This window comes from Actinotignum urinale DSM 15805, from assembly GCF_000420445.1.
GTDB classification, from domain to species: Bacteria; Actinomycetota; Actinomycetes; order Actinomycetales; family Actinomycetaceae; genus Actinotignum; species Actinotignum urinale.
The window spans coordinates 1-26,547 of sequence record NZ_ATUY01000009.1 but is presented as its reverse complement, the minus strand read 5'-3'; the positions used below and the strand labels follow the sequence as shown (position 1 = coordinate 26,547).

At 51.5% G+C, this 26,547-nt stretch carries 22 protein-coding genes, 2 tRNA genes and 1 pseudogene; 6 read left to right on the top strand and 19 right to left on the bottom strand.

The features are described from left to right. Positions 1 to 204: 204 nt before the first annotated feature. Positions 205 to 396: a 50S ribosomal protein L28 gene (gene rpmB / locus G445_RS0106840; RefSeq protein ID WP_022866802.1), complete on the top strand. Its 192-nt coding sequence runs from the start codon at positions 205 to 207 to the stop codon at positions 394 to 396. Positions 397 to 459: 63 nt separating this feature from the next. On the opposite strand, the gene G445_RS11670 is transcribed toward rpmB, so the two are convergent. The 7 genes from G445_RS11670 to leuC all read right to left on the bottom strand — a co-directional run bounded on the left by G445_RS11670 (position 460) and on the right by leuC (position 7,097). Then, positions 460 to 648, bottom strand: coding sequence for a hypothetical protein (locus G445_RS11670; protein WP_022866801.1), 189 nt, complete (start codon positions 646 to 648; stop codon positions 460 to 462). 86 nt (positions 649 to 734) lie between these two features. Next, on the bottom strand, positions 735 to 1,814 hold the full coding sequence (gene thiL / locus G445_RS0106830) for a thiamine-phosphate kinase (protein ID WP_022866800.1): 1,080 nt from the start codon (positions 1,812 to 1,814) through the stop codon (positions 735 to 737). Positions 1,815 to 1,987: 173 nt separating this feature from the next. Continuing rightward, on the bottom strand, positions 1,988 to 3,070 hold the full coding sequence (locus G445_RS0106825) for a D-alanine--D-alanine ligase family protein (RefSeq protein WP_306718325.1): 1,083 nt from the start codon (positions 3,068 to 3,070) through the stop codon (positions 1,988 to 1,990). 32 nt (positions 3,071 to 3,102) lie between these two features. Further along, the gene (locus G445_RS11540; RefSeq protein ID WP_156825577.1) at positions 3,103 to 3,294 is read right to left on the bottom strand and encodes a hypothetical protein; all 192 of its coding nucleotides are present in this window, start codon (positions 3,292 to 3,294) and stop codon (positions 3,103 to 3,105) included. A 130-nt stretch (positions 3,295 to 3,424) separates the two neighbouring features. Next, positions 3,425 to 4,747 carry a UDP-N-acetylglucosamine 1-carboxyvinyltransferase gene (gene murA / locus G445_RS0106820; RefSeq protein ID WP_026421024.1) on the bottom strand — a complete coding sequence of 441 codons (1,323 nt, stop codon included), beginning with the start codon at positions 4,745 to 4,747 and terminating at the stop codon, positions 3,425 to 3,427. A gap of 153 nt (positions 4,748 to 4,900) precedes the next feature. After that, positions 4,901 to 5,557 carry a 3-isopropylmalate dehydratase small subunit gene (gene leuD / locus G445_RS0106815; RefSeq protein ID WP_022866797.1) on the bottom strand — a complete coding sequence of 219 codons (657 nt, stop codon included), beginning with the start codon at positions 5,555 to 5,557 and terminating at the stop codon, positions 4,901 to 4,903. A 127-nt stretch (positions 5,558 to 5,684) separates the two neighbouring features. Then, positions 5,685 to 7,097, bottom strand: coding sequence for a 3-isopropylmalate dehydratase large subunit (gene leuC, locus G445_RS0106810; protein ID WP_022866796.1), 1,413 nt, complete (start codon positions 7,095 to 7,097; stop codon positions 5,685 to 5,687). A gap of 256 nt (positions 7,098 to 7,353) precedes the next feature. On the opposite strand from leuC, the gene G445_RS0106805 reads away from it, so the two are divergent. Continuing rightward, positions 7,354 to 8,112 (top strand): IclR family transcriptional regulator, encoded by a 759-nt coding sequence (locus tag G445_RS0106805; protein WP_022866795.1) that lies wholly within the window; start codon positions 7,354 to 7,356, stop codon positions 8,110 to 8,112. Here the strand turns inward: G445_RS0106805 and G445_RS0106800 are convergent. Further along, complete coding sequence (locus G445_RS0106800) at positions 8,075 to 9,298, bottom strand: glycosyltransferase family 4 protein (protein WP_022866794.1); 1,224 nt, start codon at positions 9,296 to 9,298, stop codon at positions 8,075 to 8,077. The genes G445_RS0106805 and G445_RS0106800 overlap by 38 nt on opposite strands. Positions 9,299 to 9,581: 283 nt before the next feature. Between G445_RS0106800 and def the strand changes: the two genes are divergently transcribed. Further along, positions 9,582 to 10,139: a peptide deformylase gene (def, locus tag G445_RS0106795; protein ID WP_022866793.1), complete on the top strand. Its 558-nt coding sequence runs from the start codon at positions 9,582 to 9,584 to the stop codon at positions 10,137 to 10,139. 228 nt (positions 10,140 to 10,367) lie between these two features. Here def and G445_RS0106790 read toward each other — a convergent pair whose 3' ends face one another. The 9 genes and pseudogenes from G445_RS0106790 to gltX form a co-directional block, all read right to left on the bottom strand. After that, complete coding sequence (locus G445_RS0106790) at positions 10,368 to 11,252, bottom strand: NAD(P)-dependent oxidoreductase (RefSeq protein ID WP_022866792.1); 885 nt, start codon at positions 11,250 to 11,252, stop codon at positions 10,368 to 10,370. A 37-nt stretch (positions 11,253 to 11,289) separates the two neighbouring features. Continuing rightward, positions 11,290 to 11,634: a nucleotide-binding domain containing protein gene (locus G445_RS11960; RefSeq protein ID WP_219721269.1), complete on the bottom strand. Its 345-nt coding sequence runs from the start codon at positions 11,632 to 11,634 to the stop codon at positions 11,290 to 11,292. Further along, positions 11,631 to 11,807: a nucleotide-binding domain containing protein gene (locus G445_RS11955; RefSeq protein WP_306718328.1), complete on the bottom strand. Its 177-nt coding sequence runs from the start codon at positions 11,805 to 11,807 to the stop codon at positions 11,631 to 11,633. Before G445_RS11955 ends, G445_RS11960 begins: the two co-directional genes overlap by 4 nt. 150 nt (positions 11,808 to 11,957) lie before the next feature. Next, positions 11,958 to 12,722: pseudogene (locus G445_RS11950) on the bottom strand (four-carbon acid sugar kinase family protein); the annotation flags it as partial. Positions 12,723 to 12,983: 261 nt separating this feature from the next. Further along, a complete protein-coding gene (locus G445_RS0106780) occupies positions 12,984 to 15,416 on the bottom strand; it encodes a Cna B-type domain-containing protein (protein ID WP_169511072.1) in 2,433 nt (810 codons plus the stop codon). A gap of 308 nt (positions 15,417 to 15,724) precedes the next feature. After that, positions 15,725 to 15,797: transfer RNA gene (locus tag G445_RS0106775), tRNA-Glu, on the bottom strand. A gap of 26 nt (positions 15,798 to 15,823) precedes the next feature. Next, positions 15,824 to 15,895: transfer RNA gene (locus G445_RS0106770), tRNA-Gln, on the bottom strand. Positions 15,896 to 16,121: 226 nt separating this feature from the next. Beyond that, positions 16,122 to 17,399, bottom strand: a complete 1,278-nt coding sequence (locus G445_RS0106765; protein ID WP_156825576.1) for a hypothetical protein — start codon at positions 17,397 to 17,399, stop codon at positions 16,122 to 16,124. A gap of 324 nt (positions 17,400 to 17,723) precedes the next feature. Next, a complete protein-coding gene (gltX, locus tag G445_RS0106760; protein WP_026421022.1) occupies positions 17,724 to 19,229 on the bottom strand; it encodes a glutamate--tRNA ligase in 1,506 nt (501 codons plus the stop codon). A 25-nt stretch (positions 19,230 to 19,254) separates the two neighbouring features. Between gltX and G445_RS0106755 the strand changes: the two genes are divergently transcribed. Next, positions 19,255 to 20,421, top strand: a complete 1,167-nt coding sequence (locus G445_RS0106755; protein WP_022866788.1) for a MalY/PatB family protein — start codon at positions 19,255 to 19,257, stop codon at positions 20,419 to 20,421. A 168-nt stretch (positions 20,422 to 20,589) separates the two neighbouring features. On the opposite strand, the gene G445_RS0106750 is transcribed toward G445_RS0106755, so the two are convergent. After that, a complete protein-coding gene (locus G445_RS0106750; RefSeq protein WP_026421021.1) occupies positions 20,590 to 21,330 on the bottom strand; it encodes a fumarylacetoacetate hydrolase family protein in 741 nt (246 codons plus the stop codon). A gap of 140 nt (positions 21,331 to 21,470) precedes the next feature. Between G445_RS0106750 and G445_RS0106745 the strand changes: the two genes are divergently transcribed. Beyond that, a complete protein-coding gene (locus G445_RS0106745; RefSeq protein ID WP_022866786.1) occupies positions 21,471 to 23,309 on the top strand; it encodes an AMP-dependent synthetase/ligase in 1,839 nt (612 codons plus the stop codon). A gap of 204 nt (positions 23,310 to 23,513) precedes the next feature. Beyond that, the gene (aroE, locus tag G445_RS10175; protein ID WP_022866785.1) at positions 23,514 to 24,431 is read left to right on the top strand and encodes a shikimate dehydrogenase; all 918 of its coding nucleotides are present in this window, start codon (positions 23,514 to 23,516) and stop codon (positions 24,429 to 24,431) included. A gap of 186 nt (positions 24,432 to 24,617) precedes the next feature. Here aroE and G445_RS0106735 read toward each other — a convergent pair whose 3' ends face one another. Then, complete coding sequence (locus G445_RS0106735; RefSeq protein ID WP_022866784.1) at positions 24,618 to 26,123, bottom strand: SulP family inorganic anion transporter; 1,506 nt, start codon at positions 26,121 to 26,123, stop codon at positions 24,618 to 24,620. Positions 26,124 to 26,547: the final 424 nt, after the last annotated feature.

The following is a 26,547-nucleotide window of genomic DNA, read 5'->3' as shown; positions in this document are numbered from 1 at the left end:
GTGCCCTTAATAGGGCGTGCTGATAGCCTTGATATACAAACGTTGAAACGTCACGTTACGAACATAATATCTTGAGTGCCTTGGAAAGTGCGGTATGCCACGCCACACATGGTGGTACGACGCAAGCAAAACCGTTATACTAGTTGAGTTGTAATTTTTCGTTGAGCCTTTGTGGCTCCGAATCGTCGATTTAAGGAGATAACCGTGGCCTCTGTTTGTGACGTCTGCGGCAAGCACCCGGGCTTCGGGAAGAGTGTTTCACACTCCCATGTGCGCACCAATCGTCGTTGGAATCCGAATATCCAGCGCGTTCGCGCTCTCGTGAAAGGTGCTCCGAAGCGCCTTAATGTGTGCACCTCTTGCCTGAAGGCAGGTAAGGTTCAGCGCGCAGCCTAAATTAAGCTTGCATGGATGGCCGGTTACCGAAAGGTGCCGGCCATTTTTATGCCCACTGACGCCTCAATCGAACTCGCCGCCAACAAACCCGCCATAATCCGCGCGCACCACTGATGCTTCATCAATAATGAGGGTGTCCAGTTCTTTAATTGTTTTGCGAAAACGTCCAGGATAAAATCTACCGGAGCGAACCCCTTCCAGATTCCCCCGGCGGGAAGGAAAAAAGCCGGTGGATAGTGTACCCGTCCACATTTAACGCAGCAACACCTGTTGGCGTAGCAACAATTGCTTTGTGCGAAGTGTTGTTAAGTGGCGATAACTCGGCCTTCGCTCGCACTTTATCGCGAAAAATGATCCCAGCCAGAATTTCCAAGATAAGCAGGAATATCTTTACCGTCGAGCGTCACGCGCCCGCCTTCCCATTTATCACGAACGGTGCCGATACGTTTAAAACCTTGTGGCAAGAGCGGAGTGTGCAAACCCCACGCCTTTTCTTCATGTCTGCGTAGGGTTGCGAGGAACCCATGATCTTCTCCCCCGCCTAACACCGTACGATATGCCCAATCAAGGCAATCATGCATGCCTAGTTGAGGGGCTACAACCATAACGGCGCGAAAGTTTTCTTCTAATTTCAACGTATCTATATCCAACCACATATGCGACGCCTTTGCCATTCTCCGTGCATCACGAAGAAGGCCATCAGATACGTCCATTAAAGCCCCCAATGATCCAGCCCTCACAGCATTCAATACGGCACTAACAGGCGGCCATGGGCGAAGGAAATTTTCCATAAAAACATCGTGCGCACTTTTCACATAATTGCGTGCCACATTGCATCGAGAACGAGGTTGACGCACAGAACGTGAAGGCGTAAACCCGCGCCTGAGCAACTCGTAGCCAGTAGCGGCGTGCCCAATATTACCCGCGTGTATAAGCGCCTCTCCCGGCCGTGCCCCGCTACGCAGACGTGGCGCGCGCCCTTCCATATCCCCGAGAACAGTTACGCCAAGGACGACGGCTTTGCCTCCCACCAGATCTCCGCCGTCGATCCCGCAACCGCAACTACGGGTAGCCTGCGCCATGCCTCGGGCACAATCCTCCACCCACGCCAATGGCAAATCTCCCGGTAATTCCATGGACACAACAAGCGTGGAAGGGCGCGCACCCATCGCGACAGCGTCGGCAATGTTTTGCATGGCAGCTCGCCAGCCAACATCTGCCCCGGTACTCCAGTCGCGACGAAAATGCACGCCCTCCACAAGCATGTCTGTTGAGACCGCCACCTGATTTACCTCAAGAACCGCGCAATCATCCCCGCTTTTCACCGTCGCATGAGGGGAAACGGGAAGGAGGGGAACAATGCGCGAGAGGATTTCATCTTCGGAAACGTCCCGAATAAGTACAGGTGTCAGTGCCATAAGTTAAGTGTATCGAAGCCTACGTTTTTTGAAGGAAAAGCGTTACCGCGCAGGCGCGGGACGTTCCGCTGAATAAACCGCATAATAACTCACATCAGCGAGTGTCCGTACGCAAAGCAAAAACGTTAACTGGCGCCAGTAAACGTTAACTCCTTGCGCACATGCAATAATTTTTAACGCAAACCAACTCCGCGTTCCAATGCCAAGGAAATCAATTCGGTTATGAGTTCACGGTAAGGAATTCCTGTTTTATCCCACAAAATCGGGTACATGGAGACGCTTGTAAATCCTGGAACTGTATTGTGTTCGTTAACGTAAATCTCGCGGTTTTCTGTGTAAAAGAAATCGGCGCGCGTCATGCCTTCACAATCAAAAGCCTCAAAAAGTTGCGCGGCCATTCTCCGCATCGTATCGCTATCTTCTTCAGGGATAACTGCGGGAATGGACATGTAGAAACCATCGGTGTCCTTGTATTTTGTGTCGTAATCATACCATTGGGCTTCTAGGACGATTTCGCCTAGAACCGAGGTACGTGGCGCATCGAGCCCATGCCCGCCAAGCACCGCGCATTCGAGCTCTCGGCCTTTAATCCCCTGCTCAATAATCACTTTCGGATCGACCTTGTGAGCCACTTCAACAGCTTCCACAAGTGCTTCCGAGCCTGCCACCCGCGAAATCCCAAGCGAAGAACCGGCACGCGCGGGCTTCACGTACACAGGGTAGGTAAGTTTTTCTTCAACTTCGGCAAGCACTTCCTCACGTCTGCGCGCCCACGAGCGGGTATCTGCCACAACATAGGGGGCGACGGGCAAGCCCGCAGACTCCAACACAATTTTCATGAAATGTTTATCCATACCGGCTGCAGAAGCGAAAACCCCGCACCCGACATAGGGAATACCCATCATTTCCAGGGCGCCTTGAAGCGTCCCATCCTCACCGAAGGAGCCGTGAACGAGCGGGAATGCAACATCAATATGCCCAAGTGGCGTCGTTGTTCCGTCGTCGTGAAGAATATGGAAACCGGGGTTTGGCCCACATTCCAAGGAAATCTTGTTATCGGAAACGGTAACCTCGTGTTTTTCGACGTCGTCGGGATCTGTTTTCCCTAAAACCCACGTTCCGTCCTGCGCAATAGCAATCGGAACAACCTCGTATGCGTTACTGTCAATAGCGCGCATAACGGATGCAGCCGTCAAACAAGAAATTGAGTGTTCTCCGGAGATTCCGCCGTAAATCAGTGCGACGCGTTTTTTCACGATGTGCCTTTCAGCTTTCACAATATACATACCTAGAGTACTACGGTGAGGTTGCAAATCGGAGGCGCCCCACCGTATGTTGTTACACGGCGCACCTGGATTCGCGAGTTGCGACGGTGCGTGTCCTTAGAGGTAACGCGCAACTTGAGCGCAACGGGGGTGCAACTTGAGCGCAACGGGGGTGCAATTCTCACATCGACGTACAGCGCGGGTGAAGTTGCCACTTCATGATGGTGCCGGAAAATAAAGGTGCCTCTTATTAATAATGAGCAACTACACCAACAATTCCAAGCAACAACGTAGCGAAACTACGAAATAACGGTGACGTCAGATCCGAGCAACAACGTACCGAAACTACGAAATAACGGTGACATCCGATCCGAGCGCGTTGAGCTTCTCCAAGAAAAATTCGTACCCTCGGTCAATAATATCCACACCGGAAACCGTAGATGTTCCCTGCGCTGCAAGTGTCGCAATGAGATGCGAGAACCCACCACGCAAATCAGGAACATTAATATCCGCCGCGTGTAAGGGGGTAGGCCCTTGAATAACCGCACTGTGGTAGAAATTGCGTTGCCCAAATCGGCATTCGTGCCCGCCCAAACATTCACGATACGTCTGAATATTCGCACCCATCTCGCGCAAAGCATCTGTGAAGCCGAAGCGGTTTTCGTACACTGTTTCGTGAACAATGCTCATACCTTCAGCCTGTGTTAGGGCGACGACGATGGGTTGCTGCCAGTCCGTCATAATGCCGGGATGGACATCTGTTTCAAAGGAGACGGATTGGAGTGTGTCGCCAGGGTGCCAGAAGCGAATGCCGTCGTCGCGAACCTCAAATTTTCCACCGATTTTGCGGAAGAGGTTGAGGAAACTCATCATGGACTGTTGTTCTGCACCACGCACGAAAATATCGCCTTTTGTGGCGAGCGCGGCGGCCGCCCAGGAACCGGCTTCAATACGGTCCGGGAGTGCCGTGTGGGAGTAACCGTGAAGTTTTTCTACACCTTCGACGCGGATAACGCGGTCGGTATCCACAGAAATAATGGCGCCCATTTTTTGCAAAATTGCCACGAGATCCATAATCTCGGGTTCGACGGCAGCGTTGGATAGTTCAGTAATCCCGTCTGCCATAACGGCGGTGAGCAGGGTCTGTTCTGTGGCACCAACGGAAGGGTAAGGCAGGCGAACCGGACGTGCCTTCAAGCCCTTAGGCGCAACCAGGTGCATACCGGCTGTTTCCTGGATGCGTTTCGCCCCAAAATCTTCGAGCACCGCCAAATGGAAATTCACGGGGCGCGAACCAATGTGGCAACCCCCAAGATCCGGGATGAAGGCCTCACCTAAATTGTGCAGAAGCGGGCCTGCGAAAAGAATCGGAATACGGGAGGATCCGGCAAGCGTGTTGACTTCATGTGGATTGCGCGGAAGATGAATATCCCCCGGCGTAATCGTCACCGTACCATCTTCAGGCTTGTATTCCACCTCAACCCCATGTAAACGGAGCAAATCCGAGACAACATCAACGTCCCTAATTTGCGGTACGTTACGCAACACGGATGTTTCTTTCGTGAGGAGCGCGGCAACCATTGCTTTAGATACAAGATTTTTTGCACCGCGTACGGTGATCTCCCCCGTCAACGGAATTCCTCCGCGAACGGAAAGCTGAGAAACCATCATTTTCCCTTCTTTGCCCTGTAGGCTTCAAACACGTTTCAACACGTTTACCGGTTTCAAACAATTGTTTCTAGTATAGTCTGAAACTACGTGAACTACTGTATTATTTCGTGGCATTCATCCTAGTTAATCGGCACATCCCCTCCGGGAATCCTAGTCAATCGGCACATCCCCTCCGGGAATCCGCGCCGACCTCACCGGAACATTCGGCAAATGCCTTTGCGGAAGCGATGTGGGTTTAAAAGATGGCCGATTTTTTTCGTACTCTTCAATAAGGTCAATATCGCGCAACGTTAGGGCAATATCATCGAGTCCCTCCATTAAACGCCAGCGCGTGTAATCGTCGATATCAAACCCACATACGAATTCGGCACATGTCACCAGTTTGTTTTCAAGGTCGACGGTAACCTGCGTCCCAGGCTCACTTTCCAAAATTTTCCAGATTTGCTCGGCATCAGCATCTGTTATAACGCCCGCAACAAGTCCCTGTTTTCCCATGTTTCCCTGGAAAATATCAGCGAAACGGGGCGACAATACCGCTTTGAACCCGTAATCGCGCAACGCCCACACCGCGTGTTCGCGTGACGATCCTGTCCCGAAATCGCGTCCGGCTACGAGGATGGAGCCGTGCTTATAGGGATCTTGGTTGAGGACGAAGCCCGGGTCCCGTCGTCGTTCCTCAAAAAGGGCGTCCTCATAGCCACTTTTTGTAATACGTTTGAGGTAACGGGCGGGCAGGATTTGGTCGGTGTCCACCGCGCTTTCACGAAACGGAACCCCAATTCCGGTGTGTTTTCTAAACTTTTCCACGATTTTCTTTCTTTTCTCTACACGGTATGTTCGATGCACGTAACCATGTGGCCAACCACGCAACCGGCTATACAAGTAAGCATGTAGCCAAATACGCAATCAACCACGCACGTAACCACGCAACCAACTATGCGACGGAGGCCAAATCTGAGGGGTGCGAAATGTGCCCCGTTACCGCAGTAGCCGCAGCAACAAGGGGGGAAACGAGATGTGTGCGCCCCCCCGGCCCTTGCCGACCGCGGAAATTTCGGTTCGACGTAGACGCGCACCTCTCCCCCGGCGTGAGCTGATCCGGGTTCATCCCCAGGCACATGGAGCAACCCGCGTTACGCCACTGCGCCCCAAATTCTTCAAAAATTTTGTCCAACCCTTCAGCCTCGGCCTGGAGGCGCACACGCGCGGATGCCGGCACAATCATCACCGTCAAATTTTTCGCCTTATGCCGCCCTTTCCACACCTGGGCAACAGAACGCAAATCTTCGATACGTCCGTTCGTGCACGAACCAATAAAAACGGTATCCACGGGGATGTCGCGAATTTTTGTCCCCGGTTCGAGCGCCATATATTCGAGCGCTTCCTCGGCGGCCTGCCGTTTGAGCGGATCGGCAATCTCCTCCGGGTACGGAACTATGGATGAAATCGGCACGCCCTGGCCGGGGTTGGTTCCCCAGGTCACTATGGGTTCGAGTTCGTTAGCGTCAAGATCTACGACGGTATCGAACACCGCATCGTCGTCGGTATATAAGGTTTTCCAATAGTCGACGGCGTCCTGCCAATCCTTGCCCTGTGGCGCGTGGGGGCGTCCTTTCACGTAGTTAAATGTTGTTTCATCCGGCGCAATCATGCCGGCACGCGCGCCTGCTTCGATGGACATATTACATATCGTCATGCGGGCTTCCATGGAGAATGTGCGAATCGCTTCTCCGCGGTATTCGATAATGTGCCCCTGGGCGCCGTTGGTACCGATTTTTGCAATAATGGCGAGAATAATGTCTTTTGACGTTGTTCCGGGTTTGGGTGTGCCGTGAACGTTGATTGCCATAGTTTTGAAAGGTGCGAGGGAAAGTGTTTGGGTTGCCATCACGTGTTCAACTTCGGATGTTCCGATGCCGATACCGATGGATCCGAAGGCGCCATGCGTGGAGGTATGCGAATCTCCACAGACGATTGTCATTCCCGGTTGCGTGAGCCCCATTTGCGGGCCGACCGCATGAACAATTCCCTGATCTGCGTTGCCCAGTGAATAGATGGGAACCCCAAATTCTTCAACGTTTGTGCGTAGGGCGCTGACCTGTTTGCGTGATGTTGGTTCGACGATGGGCAGGTCGATATTGTAGGTGGGGACGTTGTGATCTTCTGTTGCGACTGTCATTTCGGGGTGTCGCAATTTTCTGCCGGCCATTCGCAGGCCGTCGAAGGCTTGCGGGCTGGTGACTTCGTGAATCATGTGGAGATCGATGTAGAGGAGATCGGGTGCACCATCTTTTCCTTTTTTCACGACGTGTGCATCCCACACTTTTTCGGCCAGTGTTTTACCCATTTTTTCCTCCTCTTCTCTTTCTCGGCGTTGACCCTCGTCATTCGGGCAATATGCTTTTATTTAGTGTTATCGGTGGTGACTTTTTCGAACAAAATTACTGGTTCGTTAAAAGAATGCCAATAAAACTGTTATTATTCCAGAAAAATACACACAACATAATTGTGATATGCGAGTCTTTTTCCCGCGTCGCCGTCTCACATGTTATTCCGACTACAGAGACTAGCATCTCAATGGATGAGATGGAATAATCGTTTTCATGAGTTCCAATCCGTTGACGAATACAAGCGATACCGACCCGGGTAGCGGGGTCGGCGTTCTCGATAAGGCCGCAGCTGTCCTCGATGCCTTGGAAAGTGGACCCCAAACATTAGCGCAACTAGTTACAAATACGCATCTTGCCAGGCCCACTGCTCATCGCCTCGCTGTAGCCCTCGAATATCATCGTTACGTCGGCAGAGACATGCAGGGCCGTTTCGTTCTCGGTCCGCGCCTTGCAGAGCTTTCTTCTGCTGCCGGAGAAGATCGTCTTTTAGCGGCGGCAAATCCCGTCCTCATTGCCCTTCGTGATCATACTGGGGAATCTGCCCAGCTTTTCCGTCGCCAAGGAGACCACCGCGTGTGCGTTGCTAGCGCAGAGCGCACTATGGGTTTGCGTGATTCCATCCCTGTTGGCGCCGTTCTTTCTATGAAAGCCGGAAGTGCCGCGCAAGTCTTGTTGGCGTGGGAGGAACCGGACCAGCTTCATCGTGGCCTTCACGGTGCGTCTTTCACCGCAACAAATCTTTCCGCTGTACGACGACGCGGTTGGGCGCAATCTGTCGGTGAACGCGAAACCGGCGTCGCCTCTATCTCTGCACCCGTACGTGGCGCTTCAGGGCGCGTTATTGCGGCGGTTTCTATTTCTGGGCCACTGGAACGCATTGGACGCCAGCCCGGACGCACACATTCCGGCGCGGTTGTTGCCGCCGCTCAGCGCCTCACTGATGTTCTGCAAAACACTGTTGACGTGGACTAAATACCCGCAGATATTCTTCTAGGGTTTGTTCGCACACAACATCCCAGTTTTCTTGCGGGTTTGTGGTGGCGTTGGTGTTCGCAATACGCTCTCGCAAAGGCCTATTGACGACGAGATATGCGAGTTTGCGCGCAAAATCGTCGTCGTTATTCGCTTCTGAGAGCAACCCGTTAAATTCGTTGTCAATAAAATCATCGGCGCCCGTTCCTTGCGGGCTGACGATAGGCAATCCGGCCGCGCGAGCCTCCAACGTGGCAATCCCGAAAGCTTCTCGCGTGGACAGCGAAGCGTAAATATCAGCATTTTCGTACGCGCGGGCAAGCTCTTCGCGTGTCTTTTTCCCGGGAAGCTCCACCCAGAAGTAGTTTTTCACCGCAAGATATCTTTCCAAAACACCCTTGAGACAACCGTCCCCAAAAATGGTGAGCCGCACATCCGCTCCCGTCCACTCACGAACAGTTGCCACCGCATCAATCAAGGCGCGCACCCGCTTACGAGGCGCGAGGCGGCGGGCGCTCACAACAGTAAGTTTGGAAGCGCGCGTGGCCTCCCCCGAGCCTTTTTCATCCGCTACGGGATTCAAATTGTTGTACGACGATGTGCTCGAAACCGCCCTCTCCCCTGACTTTTCTAAACGTTTTCTAGCGATACCGCGCCAAAAGTCTACGCTAACTCCGTCGTGAATAACGGTGATGTGCGGAGAATCGGTGACGTAGGCGACCTCGCTTCGCGCGCGCGAGGCAACAATATTATGGCGAATACCGGAACGTAAAATTGTGCGTAGGGGTGTGAGCGCGTATTGCCATGGTTCAAGCACACAATGCCAGCTCATAACCGCAGGTAAAGAATATTCGTGGCAAACCATTGCCGCTTGCCATGCAAAAGGTGAAACGAGCCCCGTATGAATATGAACAACATCCGCGCCGGATAGGCTCGCGAGGAGTTGGCGCCGTGCCACCGGAGTGACGGGAGTTCTTCCTAAAAACCGCGACGTGACGCGCTGGACACGAAGTCCTCCAACATAATCCGGGTAGGTTCCTGTGCGAGATCCGGTTGCTGAGGGCGTTGCCGTCACAATAATCAGGTCGTGTCCGCGCGCTTGTAGCTGCAGGGCAAGATCGCGCACCTGCGATTCAATACCGCCAACATTCGGTGCGAAACTATCTGTGACCATCGCAATTTTCATATCTCATTTCACCACATTTACATCATTTATTATGTAATTTCAGTCTGTTTACACACACCCCGCGCATTTCGACGTCAAATCTGGTAGCCAGGATGTTCCGCCTAAAAGTTCACGCCGTGCATTTGATGCTGAACTACATCCATCATATGCCCTCGTACCTAACCTTGGAGATACGCCACATTGATGCATGCCTTATATGTTGGGTGGCACTTCACAAACTGCATGCTTGAGGCGTTGCTCATGGCGTGGGCTAAACGGGGAGGAAGCACGTAAAATAGACCCCATGAGCATTCGACCGATTGTTATTACAGGAGATCCTGTCCTGCACAACCCCACCGAACCGATTACGGTTTTCGACGATAACCTTGCCAAACTCGTCGAGGATATGTACGACACATGCGAGGCAGCCCCCGGAGTGGGTCTGGCTGGTCCGCAAATTGGCATCAATAAATCAATTTTTGTGTGGATGTACAAAGATCAAAACGAGGCTCCCGAACGCGGTGTTGCCATTAACCCGACCTTATGGATTGAACCCATCGATCCGTGCGAAGAAGCATGGGAAGAAGGGTGCCTTTCATTCCCGGGTGAACAATATCCGTTAAAGCGTTCACCGCGCGCCATTTTGCAGGCAGTAAATGAAAAGAACGAGCCGTTTGAAATTCATGCAACGGGTTGGTTTGCCCGCATTTTGCAACACGAATTCGATCACCTCACCGGGCATCTGTATGTTGATCGCTTAGAACCTCGCGAAGCCGCACTCGCAAAAGCGACAAAACGCAAAAACGGATGGGGGAAGAAAGGCAATACGTGGATGCCTGGGGTGGATAACCTCGAAGGCTAAAACTCGTTTTCATACCGTCTGAACGATGTACCAAATTATGGGGGCAAGTTCTAACTGTGGGTTGGCTAAGAGGCTTGTCTTAGCCAACCCACAGTTTTACCCTCTGGAATATGCGCCACAGACGGTACTTAATCCTCTACGAACTGCATGAAATTAATCGCACATCGGTTGCGCGAACTTAATCACGCACAGGAAGCACGAGTTTAATCACGCACGGGACGCACTAACTTAATCCTCTACAGGCTGCACGAGCTTAATCACAGAAGAATCGTCTTGTGCCGCCTGGCCACGGGACAGCCCCTGGAGGTAGAGCTGTTCGGTAGCCGAGGCCACGGGAACCGCCATGCCGGCAACTTTCGCTGCGCTCGTCACAATCCCCATGTCTTTCACAAAAATATCGAGACGGGAGCGTACTTCAGCTTCTTCACCGTTGTATGCCTGGATTGCGCGCGGACCTCGGTCTCCCAGCATGAAGGAAGCTGCCGCCCCGCCCATTAACGCTTCCAGCGCTTTCGTTTGATCAAGGCCAAGCTGCCCTGCAAGCGCCAAGGCTTCACCCGCAGCAGCAATATGGACGCCACACAGGAGCTGGTTCACGGTTTTCATTGCCTGGCCTTTACCGGGTTCGTTTCCCACATGAACAAGAGTTGAGGCGAGCTGGTTGAGGACGGGAAGGGCCGCGTCGAACACTTCTTGGTAGGCTCCAACGGTAACGAGCAGATCGCCTTTTCCGGCCCGCACAGGACCTCCCGAAATCGGGGCGTCAATAACCTCAATCCCGGATTCTTCCTTGAGTTTTTTCGCTACTTCAACAACCGGCGCAATGCCGATAGTGGAGGTAATGATTAGCCCAGCACCCTCCTTCATAGAATGTGCAATCCCCGCATCGCCATACAACAAGTTTTCCAACTGTTGCTGATTTCGTACCGCCACAAGGGTGTAATCTGTTCCTTCGACGGCATCCCGGGAACTGTCTTTAATAGTAACTCCGGCTTCGCGCGCCAAATCGCATCGCGCCTGCGCAATATCGAATGCCGTAACCTCAAATTTTTCGGCAAGGCATGTTGCCATAGGCAACCCCATTGCGCCCAATCCAATAACTGAAACTTTCATAATGTATCCTTTCGTTATGTGCGTTGTGCAACGCACCTTATGCGCGGGTGAGTTTTTCGGCGACCTCTGCCAGCGAAGTCTCGTCCCCAACATTTCCTGCGAAAACAATATAGGGAATTCCTTGTGCCGGACCATCTTGCCCTGACCAGAGCGATACAATTCCGGGTAGCATCGGCCCGATAACCGTGGCATGTCGGATAGAAAGCCCTTTCGTCGCCACATCGGATGATGTGATTCCTCCTTTGGCAATCACGAATTTCGGTGGGCGCCGTTCAAGTATTTTTTGAACAATTTCGACGACGGCCGAGGAAATTTTTCTCGATATGCTTAGGGATTCTTCCCCGTCTTTGCCTTTAATCACTGTACGGGAAGTCGCAATCACAACGTTTTTTCACCGAGCGAGTGGACAGCGGTTGTCACGAGATCTTCGATATGGGCTTCTCGTGTTGCATCGTCAATGACTTTTGCTGCTTCTATTTCAAGTTCAACGAGGTCTGCGTGGGAGCGGAGATAGTTGAGTTGGCGAGTGGTAATATCCACGTGGCTTCCTACCATTATCAGCCCGTGTGGTGCTAGTCCGTCTGCACGACGGGCCTGGCTAATTCGTGCTTCGTCAAGTGGCGGAGTAATATCTTGTCCGATGCGTGCGCGAACAAAAGGCGGGCCGACCCGGTAAATAAAGCGTTTCCCGGCCGATTCTGCCCTAATGAGTGCGAGCGAGAGGAGGCGTAGGTCTTCTTCTGTCACGATATCGACGGATACGCATTGCCTATTGTGTGTGCCTTCAAGGATTTTCACTGCTTCTTCTGTTGAAGAACGGAGGGTGTCGAGGGTAATGCGGGCGACGTTACCTGCCGGCACCTCTCCCCCAGTTTTTTCTTCCACCCAGTCGGGGATAGAGGACGATGTGTACCCGAAGGTGTTATCGCGGGAGTATTCTGATTCGCCAACGGGAATAAATCCGTCCTGCACGGATCCTGCGTAGTGGACAGTGCGCACTGTAATGCGCCCGGCGTCCCCGAAAGCTGGAACAATAATAATTCCGTCCACTGCTTTGTGTCCGGCGCGTTCAATACTATCTGCAATGGTGTTCGGTTCTAGTGGGAAAGCCCGCGAAGTGTGGAATCTGAGCGGGATACGAAAGAAATATTCGCTTCGTCTGCAGCGGCGAGGGCGTTAGAGACTACCTCTTCGTTGACCCGTTTTGGCTTCATCGGGGTGCAGTGAACGCGAGTTTGTCATCACGTACACCGCGCTCATTCCTGTTGAAAATGCCCACCGAAAATCCGCTTCGTCCCAGTGCGTGAGGACGGGAAGGTTTGATACGGATTGTGTTCCGGTGGGATCATCATCAAGGACGACGAAAATAATGTTGTCTCCGTCTTTTTCACGGGCTATACGCACATCTTCTGCGTTGACGTGAACGTCGTTTGGTAGCCCGTTTAATAGTGTGTCTAGGGCGATCGTCATTAGCACTCCTTCGTGTTCAGATTGTGACGCACATCTATTCTACCTGACGTTCGCTATTCCCCAGTTCACCGTTCTTACCGGGTTGAATATATGATTGCAGGTGCGAACCCGTTCCATCTGGGTTGCTTCCATAAGCGGTGCCGCACTGGTCGCATGGATGATGGTGGGTGGCCAAGTAGGTGGTGAATCCATTTGGTTGAATTTACCACCCACTTATTTTATTGAGAATGTCCTAATGATTAGGTCATCTAATACGAAGGATTAGTCTTTTTTGCGACCTTGAATGTTGACCAACACACCGGTTGCAATCAGCAATGTAGCCAAACCAATCATTGCCGGCAAATACTCGCCCATGGAATAACCAGAGGCAACGAGCTTAGCCTTACCAGGCTTAGTCGGCTTTGGTTTATCCGGGGTTGGTGTTGGTTTGTCCGGGGTTGGTGTTGGCTTATCCGGAGTCGGGGGCGGTGTTGGTTTGTCCGGGGTTGGTGTTGGCTTATCCGGAGTCGGGGGCGGTGTTGGGTTTAACGTGTTAGTCACCGTGTAAGCAAAGGAATCAGACGTATCCGTATCCTCTGATACCGCTACTGTGTACCCCGGGTCGGGATCCAGTTCCTTAACCGTGTAAGTTACAGCAACCTTACCAGCGGCCTCCGCCGGATCTGCAGAACCGAACTTCGGAAGATCCTTCCAGTTGTAGGTCCAGTTATTATCGGCGCTCAATGATTGCTCAGCAATCTGCTTGTCGCCTTCAAACAGACCGACCTTCACACTCTTAGGACGCTTCGAAGAATCAGCTTCGTCGCCCTTCCATTCCTTGGTGATAGAAATATTCACTTTTGGATAATTTACAGGCTTTTCTCCGAATTGAACGTTTCCGTTAGTTCCAATACCTGCACCACGTGGGGCTTTGTTACCCGTAATAAACACTTTGGCGTTCTCGCGAGCAACCTTCTTGCCCTGTTCTCCGGGAACGGACTTTAATGTCAAGTTGTCTTCGGATTCAATAATTCCACCACGATATGTAGCTTCACGTTCCTGGGCGTTCATGGCGTCATAACGTTTAACATCAGGATCGGGGTGTCCAAGATCGTAAGCGCTTCCGTTTCCTTGGGTAAGCCCTCCATCGTTGTACCATGTAGTCAGCCAGTTACCGAGCATCATATTGCTCAAATATAGCTTTGTTTCGTACTGTTTTTTGACGGAAGCAACGTCGGCACCTGTTTGGTCTGCAGTGTTATCGAAGATAGCGCCACCGTTCTTAATAGAACTGAGCGCCTCTCCCGTGGGGCAAAGCCAGATTCCGCCACCCATAATGGATGCGTGGTTCCCGGTAACAAGAGCGTTGTCTATCTTCACGGTGTAGGGAATGGTTCCGATATAGATTCCGCCTCCCTGTTCTTCTGCAACATTATCTTTAATTGCACCGCCTGTGATCTTCACGTTGTCGGAAGCAACATAGATACCTCCACCGACAGCTCCATGTGGTCCATTAGTAAAAAGACGCGCTGTGTTGCCTGAGATTTCACCACCTGTCATGGTGAATCCTTCACCTTTAATCTTTTCTTTGTAAGCAGGGAATCCTGCAAGGTATTTGTTGTAAGCATCCTTATCTTCGTCTTTATCCGGTTGCGATAAGGCGAAACTATCAAAAATCGCTACGCCTCCACCTGAAGGAGCTTCATTACCTATAATCTTTGCATTTCCACCCATAGAAAGACTTGCTACCTTACCGGGGTTAGTCAGGAGAAATACCCCACCACCAAAAAGGAGTGCTTTATTATTAGAAATAACGCCACCGGTAAAGTCCATATGAGCATGCCCAGCACCGTTACTCTGCCCTGAATAACCTATAAGAACACCACCCGCAAAGCCAGCATTGTTATTCGTAATGGAGCCACCATCCATGGTAAAACGGCTTTCACCTTGGGGAATCACCCACACAGGTGCGTTGATGTGTTTGTCTACATCCTTACTTTCTAAAACTCGATCAGCGTTAACTAAATCAACAGAAGTTCCGTCTTCTCGTTCTAAAAGACTGTTATCGGAAATTTTTGCATTCCCGGTTAGGCGGAAGTGTGCACCGTTAGTCACGGTAACAACCGCGGTACCAACAGTTCTGACCTGGTGATTATGCGAAATATTTCCACCGCTCATAGTGAATTTCGCATTTGCGCCATCAACGGAAACGACTGAGTTATAGTTGTCGGTTTGAAACCAACCAGGACCTGTATATGTGTTTACAATGGAACCGGCTTCCATGGTGAATGTTCCGTGAACCTTAATAACAAAAGAAGAACTACCATTTTCTGATCCGTCAATTGCCAGGTTCTTCCCCTTGAGGTTAAAGGTTGTCCCTTCGGACACCTCAATAACAGGGATTGAAGTAGAAGTAATCCCGGAATATGTTATTTTGCGCGCCGTCCCATCATCGGTGAAGGACACTGTTTTCCCTGCAGGAATCTTAAGGGAACTTGTTAATTTCACATCACCTGTGAACCTGATGGTGATGTCCGCTGGCGCCGACGCGTTCGACAACGCCTCACGGAGTTGTGTTTCGTTCGCGACGTCAACCGGCGTTGCTTCCGCGTGGGCGGAAATAGGCGCTATAAAAACGGTTGCTAGAAGCATCCCACATATTACCGCTATACGCCTAATAAGCGACGAATGTTTCTTATGTTTATGTATTATCATGAGGTCACCTTTGTTGAGTTTTACCTGCGCATCTACGCCCGTTCTTCGAGACATAAGTCCACAAGCAGTGAGTAAAGGAAGAAATAGTGAAAGCCAATTATGTACTATAACATATAGGAAGAAAAATGTTTGTTCCGGGGCTTTTTTCAGAATACGGAAAGATAAAAATGTTGTAACTGCATCATGCGACGCTAAAAGCCCTATTTCGCGCGGATTATAAGATAAATTTCTATATACGACGATAAAGCGCGCTATGGGAAATGTTGCTTTTTCACAAAAATAGCCGGGTTGAACCCGGCTATTTATTGTACCCCGTACGGGATTTGAACCCGTGTTACCGCCGTGAGAGGGCGACGTCCTAGGCCGCTAGACGAACGGGGCAAGTGGTGGCGCTTGTGGCGCCTCCGCTGGGGTACTAGGACTCGAACCTAGAATGGATGAACCAGAATCACCTGTGTTGCCAATTACACCATACCCCAAAGGGGTGTTGTCTTAATTCGCTAAGCGAGTCAAGACGACAAGAAAAAAGTCTACTTGAGACACGCATTCTTTTCAAATTTTTTGCCTGTGTCACGCCTCACCCAGCACATGATTTAACGTCCCATCTAACAATCCACCTAAAACCACACCCCACTGCTCGCCAAACCCCCTCGCCAACGTCCCACCTAACACATCACCGAATACTCATCCAACAGCTTGCACGCATCACGCCCAGCCCTCGTCGCCAATCCACACCACGCTCCCCGGCGTAAAGCCCACGCACATTGTCCAGGCACCCTGGGGAAGAACTGCACAATGAAGTTTTTTACTGGAGCCCGAACTCCGTTCGTCGTCGAAAATATGAGGCGGTGGGAGCGATATCGGAACAAACAATGTCTCCAGCGCTCCGGCGACACTCATATACACTCCACCAACAAACTCCCCTAGCCTCTCCCAGTCAAGTGTGTAGAACACACCCGGATCATAACCTTCGGGCACCCACGTAGGCCCGACTGCAACACGCAACGGGTAGGCTTCAACAAGCCGTGCCCATTGTTGGGCGCTACGAATCGAAATCACCAATTTTCGCTGAGCATTACACCCGATAGGTCCGTGCTTCAAAGACGTGAGCGGATAATCGCCGGCGTCGTCGCCGAAAAAAGACCATGTACAGGTGCGCTGGTGAACCGGTGTTCCCTTGAACTGTTCACCGACGTCAAAGGAAACGTAACTTGCTGAAAGCTCCCCTTGCGATAGAACTTCCCAGGAACTATCCCTCAAGATTCTTTCACCGTTACGTTGCTGCACATACCCGTGTGTGGCGACGGCTGGTTGATGGTAGAAGAGGTCAAGATTTTCGATATCCATGCTCCACCAGGCGGGCATGGCGTGGCTGGCAAGGCGTGCCAGCTCTTCGCGTTGCGTATCGTTAAGGAGTGCGTCGAGAGCGCATTCTTCTTCCCAGTTCCCGCTGAATCCGAACTGGACGGAGAACTGTGAAAGAGCACAGTTTGCCAAAGCGGTGCGGTAGGCGCCGTCTACTGTGGAATTATTTAGCCACTGACGCATTATTTTTATGGTTAAGGCGTAGCGTTCACGGGCATATTCTTCGCGGGTTCGAACAGCATCCGGTTCCCAACCGGTGAGTGAACCAATGAATGCGCCGACCTCATTCATGGAAGTGGCGCCAGATCCAATGCGCGCATCGTGCGGAAAGAAACGACTTGCTATGCTGGATATGGTGGAATTGAACGTTGAAAAAGACTCATTCCACAAGATGTTCGGCGCGCGAGTTGGATCATGAATTGGCGCTGGATACGATTCGTAGCTTCCATCCGTCATGCATTGTTTGTCGAGAGCTAGGACGGGATTCGCCTCCACAAGTTGCGCTAGCGTGTAGAGCCAGACACGCTGATATAGTGCCGGTGCTGGTTGGTTACGTTGCGTCACGGTTCGCTTCCTTGCGTTCTCCCAATGTACGACGAAATGGTTGCGTTGCGTCATTGCACGCTTTTACGTTACATATTTTCACGACGAATCACCGCCGCATTACATATGGAACGCTCCTTTACGGTATGCGCATACATGACGACGAACACTGTCGTTTAATGACACGACACACGTTCTGGAAGTGTATGAATATGCAATGCATTTCTTCCAATATATCATTAATTATTTTTCGTGGCACGTCGGTTGGGAAATTAAGAAAACCGGGCAACCCAACCCCAGACCCCGGCTTTCCACAACAAGTAAATTCTCAAGCACCCCAACAATATCCAGCACCCCAGCAGCGCCCAGCACGAAAAACCCTCGAGCCCTGCCTAAAGATCAGCCTTCCAGCTGTTCAAGGAGCTGCTCAACTCGCGCAATCGCTTCATTCTTCCCAAGAATCGCTATGGAATCCACAACAGGAATGGACACATTAGTGCCCGTCATCGCCACAAAGAGTGGCCCATACGCCAAACGTGGCTTAATCCCTAGTTCTTCGACAAGCTTGCCGTCCAGCGAAGCCTTCACATTCTCAACCGTGAAGTCCCCCTCAATACCGTTAAATGCCTCCACAGCACCACGCAGAGCATCGGGCGCGCTATCACGTAACTTCTTCACAGCCTTCTCGTTATACTCAATATCTGCCTTATCAACGAAAAGGAAGCCGAGCAAATCACGAGCCTCACCCAACACCTGCATACGTGTTTGAGCCAAAGGAGCAGCCTGGCTCAATACACGTTTTTCGTCGTCGGACAAATCTTCAAATGTTCCAGCCGAAAGTACATCGTTGAGGAACGGAACAAGGCGTCGCGTATAGTCCTCAACGTCAAGCATACGAATATGGTCGGCATTAATCGCCAAACACTTCTTCTCATCAAAACGTGCCGGATTCGGGTTCACATGATGAATATCGAAATGTTCCACGAGCTCCTGCGGGGTGAAAACATCACGGTCGGCCGATAAACTCCACCCAAGAAGCGCCAAATAGTTAATCAGCCCTTCCGGCAACATGCCGCGCTGCTTATGCAACAACAGATTCGATTCAGGATCACGCTTGGAGAGCTTCTTATTCCCCTCACCCATCACATACGGCAAATGCCCGAAACGCGGAGTCCACTTCGCAATACCCAGCTCCTCCAAGGCACGATACAGCACGATCTGACGTGGCGTGGAAGAAAGCAAATCCTCCCCGCGCAGAACATCCGTGATTTCCGTCAAAGCATCATCAATAGGATTCGTGAGCGTATAAAGCGGATCGCCATTAGCGCGCATAATCACGTAATCAGGCACGCTACCCGCCTTAAACGTCACCTCACCACGCACAAGATCCGTGAAGGTAATATCCTCATCCGGCATGCGCATACGCAATACGGGTTCACGCCCCTCGGCACGGTATGCTGCCTTTTGCTCTTCGGTTAAATCTCGGTCAAAACCGTCGTAACCTAGTTTTTCATTACGTCCAGCTGCGCGATGACGCGCCTGAACTTCCTCCGGCGTCGAAAAAGATTCGTAAGCGTAACCGCCCTCAACGAGCTTTTTCGCAACCTCAACATAAATATGTTTACGTTGGGACTGGCGGTACGGCCCATGCGGGCCACCAACCTCAACACCTTCATCCCAATCCAAACCGAGCCAACGCAAAGAACCAATAATTTGCTGATAGCTTTCCTCGCTATCGCGCTCAGCATCGGTATCTTCGATTCGGAAAAGGAACGTACCTCCAACGTGGCGAGCATACGCCCAGTTGAACAAACAGGTGCGAACCATACCAACATGAGGGGTTCCCGTAGGGGACGGACAAAAACGTACGCGGATATCAGAACCGCTTGCAGATGTGTTAGCCATGATGAAATAAGAATACTCTAGATACATGGATTATGGATTCGACTCTCGCACAATTGCCCAGCTTCAGTTAGAAGGTTCACGAAAATGGACAGCTTTTCCAGGCTCGATATGCATGTGGGTTGCGGAAATGGATTTGGGGATAGCCCCGGAAATTCGTGATTATCTCATTGCAGAAGCGCGCCGAGGCACCCTCGGTTACCTTCCTCCGCAAGAAGCCACCGAAATTGTGGAAGCAACCGCCACGTGGCTGTCTCAATTCGGCGAAAAGCCTGAACCGAAACGCATGCATCTTATCCCGGAAGTTTTGGCGGGTTTGCGCGTGGCAATCGATTACTTCACTCCCGCAGGCGCCCCGGTTATTGTCCCGACCCCCGCATACATGCCTTTCCTCACAATCCCGGGTGAAAACGGCCACGAGGTTCGCGAAATCCCCAGTATTTTTGACGCTTCCCGCTGGGAAATGGATTTCGAGGCCATCGAAGCCACCCTGGAACCTGGCGCCCTCTTCATTCTCTGCAACCCGCACAACCCCACCGGACGTTGTTTCTCACGTGAGGAACTGACGCGCCTGAGCGACATCATCGACCGCGCAGGCGCTCGCGTTTTCGAGGACGGTATCCACGCACCGCTTATTTTGGACGGCACCTATATCCCTTACGGCACCTTAAATGACGCCACACGCACACACACGGTTTCCGCGGTTGCCGCCTCAAAGGGTTGGAACATCCCCGGGCTCAAATGTGCGCAGCTGATTTTCCATAACGACGACGACGCTACGCGCTTCGAGCCTCATACCCATGCAATCTGCGCGGCGACCTCCACAGTAGGCGCACGCGCTGCACGTGTCGCGTTTGAGGAGGCTGGTGCCTGGCGTACCGCTGCGGGCGCCTATTTGGCCGAAAATATGCGTATTCTTGAGGAGCGTGTTGCCGGGTGGGACGGCGCGCGTGTTGCTCACGCCGAGGGTACATATATTGCGTTTATTGATTTTTCCGGTACAACATTCATGAAGGAAGCTCTTGCGGAAGATCCTCATGCGAATGCAGCGAAGATTATTTTGGAGCGTGCAGGGGTTGCGTTAACAACCGGCACCGCGTGTGGCGCAGAATATGGGGCATGGGCGCGCCTTATTGCCGCCACCCCGCGCGCTGTTCTTCACACCGCCCTCGACGCCATCGAAACGCTCATGTAACCACTATTGCGCCCCAAAGTGGAATAGCCGAACACTCAAGGGATTCCAAGCCGAACACTCAAGAGATCCCAGGCAATTAGTGTTAGATTTTAAAACTTACGCTTAAACACTGTGGGCTGTAGATGCTGTTGAATGATAGCATCTACAGCCCACACGACTATTTATTTTCTAGGCTTTCATGACGGGGTTTCGCAAGGTTCCGATACCGTCGATATTGCACTCGACCTCGTCGCCAGGCTTGAGCACAGGTTGGGTGGCGAATGTTCCCAACAAAACCATATCTCCTGGAAGCAACGTACAAAGATGCGATGCCACAGAAATGCTTTCCGCAATGCTGATTGGATAGTCCGCAACTTTTGCCGTAGCAACCTCTTCCCCATTCACGCGGGTTGTTAACGTAAAGTCGCTCGGATCCGTATCAGTCACGATGTGGGGGCCAACCGGTAACCACGTATCGTATAGTTTGTGGGCGCCGTTGAAGGTGTCACGTCCCGTTACATCATTAACGACGGTGTACCCAAAAACTGCTTGCATTGCGCGTTCTACGGGAACATCCTTCACAAGGCGGCCGATAACAACCGCGAGTTCACACTCCGGGTGTACCCCACCCTTCGCCCATTCGGGAATAAGAATAGGATCATTTGGGCCACACACGGCAGTATTGGGTTTCACGAAATACAGAACATCTTCCGGGCGCGTTCCCGGCGCGGTTGCTTGAGCAAAACCTAGGGCTTTGGACCGCGGAATCATAGGCGATAATAGAACGGTATCCTGAACGGGAATTCGTTGCCCCGTTGGAGTCATTCCCGCAAACAGAGGATCATCTTTTAACACAATGTAATCATCGGCGGCTTCATCAAGAACCGCATAGCGTGGCCCTTGTTCTAAACTTAAACGCGCAATTTTCATATCACCAAGCATACCTGGGATTGTTAAAAACAGCCGTTCGCCCTCGTAAATATTTCATTATGCATAAAAGGTAAAGACAAAAATACATTTTCGACTAAACTACATGTATAACCCCAATCACAGGTGACAGTGAGGACGCAATGAAAAAGCACCGGGATGGTTCCATTTCAGTTAAACCAGTTATTTCACCCAAGCCCTATCACACGATACGATGGTTGCTCGAAGAACGCATGGCAAAAGATTCTGGCGCCCCCGCTGTTCATCTGCAACGCGCACTCAGCGGAGAATGGCACGCCCTCACTATTGAAGAATTTGTTGCCGACGTGTACCGCATGGCGCGCGCGTTAGCGGGGCTAGGCTTCAAACATGGCGATCGCATAGGCATTTTGGCATCCACATCCTACCAGTGGTTGCTTCTGGATTGCGCCGCCTTGCATATCGGTGTTATCACTGTTCCCATTTATGAAACAAACAGCCGGCATCAAATCGACTGGATGGTGGAAGATTCCGGAATCCGCCAAATCTTTACAGACACCCGCGCGCACGCAACCATCACAGACTCCGTAACCGAAGGGCGCATCCCTCCCGCCATTGTGATGGAGGAAGGCTGGCGTGAAAAACTCGATATTGAGGGCGCAAAAGTAAGCGATAAAGAGTTGAAAGCCATGATGGAAGCCGTTGTTAGCGACGATATCGCAACCGTTATTTACACCTCGGGAACAACCGGGCGCCCCAAGGGTGTGCAGCTCACACAGGGGAACTTCGTTCACACCATCCTTGCCTCTCAGAAGGCGGAACCCGAAATCACCATGAACCCGAAAGGCAAGCTCCTTCTGTTCTTGCCTATGGCGCACGTTATGGGACGCATTGTTGCGTATATTGGGGTGACGTGTCGCATTTCCACAGGTTTCGTCGGGAATATGAAAAATTTGCTTTCTGATTTGGATAGTTTCAAACCCACGCTCCTTGTTGTTGTCCCACGTGTATTGGAGAAAATCTATAATGCGTCGGAGGCAAAAGCTGGTGCGGGATTCAAACGTAAAATTTTCCGTTGGGCAGCAGATATTGCTGTTCAAGATTCGCGAAAAACCTTCAAGGGCCCGTGGTTTATGATGAAACGCGCCTTTGCACGCAAAGCTGTTCATGCAAAAATTCGTGAAGCTATGGGCGGGCATATTGAGTTCGCGATTTCTGCGGGGGCACCGCTTGGAACACGCCTTGGGCATTTCTTCCGCGGGATTGGTTTAACGGTTGTGGAGGGTTACGGACTTACGGAAACAACCGGGCCGGCAGTGGCAACACGCGCCGCGAAACCTGTTCTGGGAACTGTTGGTATTCCCTTCCCCGGAATGTCCGTAAAAATTGCGTCCGACGGCGAAGTGCTGTTGAAGGGTCTCGGGCTATTCCCGGGATATCTCAACGACGAAAAGACAACCCGCGAAGCACTTCGAGATGGCTGGTTCCATACCGGGGATCTTGGGGAGCTAGACGCAAAGGGTAACCTCACGATAACCGGGCGCAAGAAGCATCTTATTGTGACGGCAGGTGGCAAGAATGTTTCGCCAGCGATTTTGGAAGATAAGCTCGCTTCGCATCCCCTGATTTCCCAGGTTGTTGTTGTCGGGGACCGTCGTCCTTTCGTGGGCGCGTTGATTACGCTCGATACGCAAATGTTGCCGAGCTGGTTGAAGAGCCACGGTGAAGAAAAAATGCCGGCAAGCGAGGCAATGAAGAACAAGGCGGTGCTAGATTCGCTCCAGCGGGCAATTGACCGCACAAACAAGCAGGTTTCCAGAGCCGAATCCATCCGCAAATTCGTTATTCTTCCCGGTGATTTCACCCAGGATAATGGACTATTGACTCCATCGCTGAAAGTTCGGCGCGATAAAGTTCTGCGCGAGTATCATGATGTGATTGACGAACTGTATGGTGGCCCCGAAGGTGAAGAAAAATTTGCGGATAAGAAACACCACAAGTAGCAGGTCCGGCACGCATTGCTTCACACCAGGCACATGTATGGTTGACGCCAGACACGCATATGCAAAACACCAGGCACACATGTATTAAGCGAGCATGTAACTGGTGCATATGTAGCAGGCTCGGCACGCATATGCTTACAGTCAAACATCACACATAACTACCGTCGAACAAAAATAGAAGGCTATAAGCACTAAGGTAATAACGTGACCCATTCACCCCAAGTTCTTGTAACTCAAGATTCTCGCGCTGTCACGGGAACAACTCGAACATACGCCGTGATTGGCGACCCAGCCAACCATTCCCTCTCCCCCGCCATGCATAACGCATCCTTCGCCACCTTAGGCATTGATGCGATTTACGTCGCGCATACGCTTCCTCCCGAACGGGTAAGCGCCGCGTTTTACGGGATGCGCGCAATGGGCTACCGGGGTTGCAACGTCACCATGCCCCACAAACGCGCAATCTTCGAGCTATGCGACGAGGTCAGTAATGCTTCACAGCTTATGGAGTCCGTAAACACCGTTATTTTTCGCGACGACGGAAGTACCTACGGCACAAATACGGACGGAACAGGAACTTTCGCTGCCGTCGAAGATACCGGGCACGCCGTTGGAGAAACCGTCACTGTTCTTGGAGCCGGCGGGGCATCGAGTGCGATCTACACCCAGGCCGCGCTGGGCGGAATTAAGGACATTCAAGTCTTTGCCCGGCAGGGAGTGAACTACAACCAAGCTCTTCAACGAATTGAGACTGTCAACAAGGCCCTGGGTGTAAATATTGCCCTTCACGATTTAGGTGATACTCAGGCTCTGGAACGACGCGTGCGCGAGTCAAGTTTTGTTGCTAATGCGACGAGTGTGGGCATGGAGCCCGATGCGGATCAGTGCCTCGTTGAGGAAGAGTGGCTCCATTCCGGGCAGGTTATTTTTGACGCCGTGTATTACCCGTTGGAAACGCTCCTGCTTCAGCGGGCGCGCAATGCGGGGGCGCAAACCGTGGGCGGACTGGATATGTTGTTGTGGCAGGGCGTCCACTCTGAGGAATACTGGCTTGAACGCAAGGATATCCCTGTGGATGCCATGCGCAAAGCTATGTATGCGCAAGCCTACGGCAAGCAATAAACCGTGAGTCGCGTAGCTCACGCTACTTACCCTACTCACGCAACTCAGGCGCGCAAGGTGGCTGCCCAGGCACAAGTGGCTCACCACGTCGCACCACACCGCGCAAACCCAGTCTCGCCACACCGCTACTGACTCTCACGCCACGCCTCGCCCACGCGCCAGTACACACGCGAACACCCGCTGCGCCTATTCCATGCCGGTGGATCCCGTAATGCGGCTGTGAATATTATGTGAGGCTTCCTGCATCCCTACAAACTCCACGGTTTTCCCGAGCTTTTCGTACTTGGTGGTAATCGCATCCAAGGCGCCAACCGTGGAAGTATCCCAAATATTTGTGTCGCTCATGTCGATACGAACGCGCGCAGGATCCTTCGAGTAGCTAAAGAACGTCGTCAAATCATTACTGGACGCGAAAAATAGTTGACCGTGAACGTGATAGTTGGCAACGTCGTCGCCCCCGTCGTCGATAATTTCGCGTTCAACTTCAAAAAGATGCGCAACGTTATGCACAAAAATCAACGAGGCAATAACAACACCCAAAATAACGCCCACGGCAAGATTATTCGTCACAACAACGGAAACCACCGTGGATACCATTACCACGTTGTAGGTGAAAGGAAGTTTTTTCAAGGTGTTCGGATGGATGGAATGCCAGTCGAAAGTACCTACGCACACCATAATCATGACGGCAACCAGGGCAGCCATCGGGATTTGACCAACGATTTCACCAAGGGAAAGTACGAGGATGAGAAGGGAGGCTCCACATGCGAAACTTGATAACCGAGTGCGCCCACCAGAAATTTTAACGTTAATCATGGTCTGCCCGATCATGGCGCAACCACCCATGCCGCCGAAGAATGCGGAAAGAACGTTGGCGAAACCTTGCCCGAGGCTCTCGCGGGTTTTATTTGAATGAGTATCCGTCATATCGTCAACGAGTTTTGCGGTGAGCAGTGTTTCCATGAGCCCCACAAGTGCCATTCCTAGGGCGTAGGGGGCAATAATTTTAAAGGTTTCAAAGGTTAAGGGCACTTGCGGAAGGAAAATTTCCGGCAGTGAGGTGGGAAGTTCACCGCGATCCTTAACGGTAGGAACTTGCACGTTCCAGAACATCGTAATGCCCGTTAACACAATGATGGCGATAAGGGGTGCGGGAACTGCTTTCGTCAGTTTAGGCCAAAAAATAATAATAATGATGCCGAGCGCGACCAACGGGTAAACCGCTGTTGGCACATGAATAAGTTCCGGTAGCTGGGCGGAGAAAATCAAAATCGCAAGCCCGTTAACAAACCCAACCATCACCGCTCGCGGAATAAACCGCATGAGTTTCGCAACGCCCATCCCGGCAAGAATGAGCTGGAAAACACCAGCCAGAATAATGGATGCGACGAAATAGTCTAGGCCATAATTTTTCATCAGGGGTGCAATAACGAGGGCTGTTGCCCCAGCTGCGCCGGTAATCATCGCCGGGCGCCCACCGATAATTGCAAGGCTTATCGCCAGGATGAAAGAACCGTAGAGGCCCATCTTAGGATCCACCCCCGCAATCACCGCGAAGGAAATTGCTTCAGGAATAAGGGCGAATGCTGTAACAAGCCCCGCAAGAATTTCGCGAATCATTATTCGCGGTTTCTTCACAATGGACAGTAGGGAGGGTTCTGCTTTGTAGTCATGTATTTGTTTTGTTTTCATTTTTTATATTACTCGGCACCTTAAAACCATAAAGGGCTACTTTAGCATACGAAGGAAATAAAAAGGCTCTTCGGATTTTGGTGGGGTGGGGGGGGTTTTTGGGGTTGTTGGGGTGGTGTTTTGGTGGTGTTGTGAGTGGGTGTGTTTGAGGGATTGGTTCCGTGTTTTCCATTAGAGGTGGTTTGCAGGGGTGTTGGTGTGTGTTTATAAGGATTCCCGTCATGTTTGGGTGTTAAAAGGGCAGGCTTGTGCCCGCCCTTACATTGCTTTGTGTGGCCGAGGGTATTTTTATTCAGGGAAAATGTTGTTAAGGATACGCCAGTTAGGTTTCCCCGCATATAAAAGAACACGAATTTTATAGTTCATGAAATTGGTAAACCCAAACCCTATACGTTTAATTCTTTTAATCAGATTATTGAAAGAC

Bases quoted from the DNA above. Each gene is read 5' to 3' on its own strand.
- G445_RS11955 (WP_306718328.1), bottom strand. From the start codon at position 11,807: ATGGTAGGAAGCCACGTGGATATTACCACTCGCCAACTCAACTATCTC.
- G445_RS0106765 (WP_156825576.1), bottom strand. From the start codon at position 17,399: ATGACGCAACGCAACCATTTCGTCGTACATTGGGAGAACGCAAGGAAG.
- thiL (WP_022866800.1), bottom strand. From the start codon at position 1,814: ATGGCACTGACACCTGTACTTATTCGGGACGTTTCCGAAGATGAAATC.
- G445_RS0106780 (WP_169511072.1), bottom strand. From the start codon at position 15,416: ATGATAATACATAAACATAAGAAACATTCGTCGCTTATTAGGCGTATA.
- G445_RS0106750 (WP_026421021.1), bottom strand. From the start codon at position 21,330: ATGAAAATTGCGCGTTTAAGTTTAGAACAAGGGCCACGCTATGCGGTT.
- gltX (WP_026421022.1), bottom strand. From the start codon at position 19,229: ATGGCTAACACATCTGCAAGCGGTTCTGATATCCGCGTACGTTTTTGT.
- G445_RS0106790 (WP_022866792.1), bottom strand. From the start codon at position 11,252: ATGAAAGTTTCAGTTATTGGATTGGGCGCAATGGGGTTGCCTATGGCA.
- G445_RS0106800 (WP_022866794.1), bottom strand. From the start codon at position 9,298: ATGAAAATTGCGATGGTCACAGATAGTTTCGCACCGAATGTTGGCGGT.
- G445_RS0106735 (WP_022866784.1), bottom strand. From the start codon at position 26,123: ATGAAAACAAAACAAATACATGACTACAAAGCAGAACCCTCCCTACTG.
- G445_RS0106805 (WP_022866795.1), top strand. From the start codon at position 7,354: ATGAGTTCCAATCCGTTGACGAATACAAGCGATACCGACCCGGGTAGC.
- G445_RS0106745 (WP_022866786.1), top strand. From the start codon at position 21,471: ATGAAAAAGCACCGGGATGGTTCCATTTCAGTTAAACCAGTTATTTCA.
- murA (WP_026421024.1), bottom strand. From the start codon at position 4,747: ATGGTTTCTCAGCTTTCCGTTCGCGGAGGAATTCCGTTGACGGGGGAG.
- def (WP_022866793.1), top strand. From the start codon at position 9,582: ATGAGCATTCGACCGATTGTTATTACAGGAGATCCTGTCCTGCACAAC.
- G445_RS0106755 (WP_022866788.1), top strand. From the start codon at position 19,255: ATGGATTATGGATTCGACTCTCGCACAATTGCCCAGCTTCAGTTAGAA.
- leuC (WP_022866796.1), bottom strand. From the start codon at position 7,097: ATGGGTAAAACACTGGCCGAAAAAGTGTGGGATGCACACGTCGTGAAA.
- G445_RS11670 (WP_022866801.1), bottom strand. From the start codon at position 648: ATGTGGACGGGTACACTATCCACCGGCTTTTTTCCTTCCCGCCGGGGG.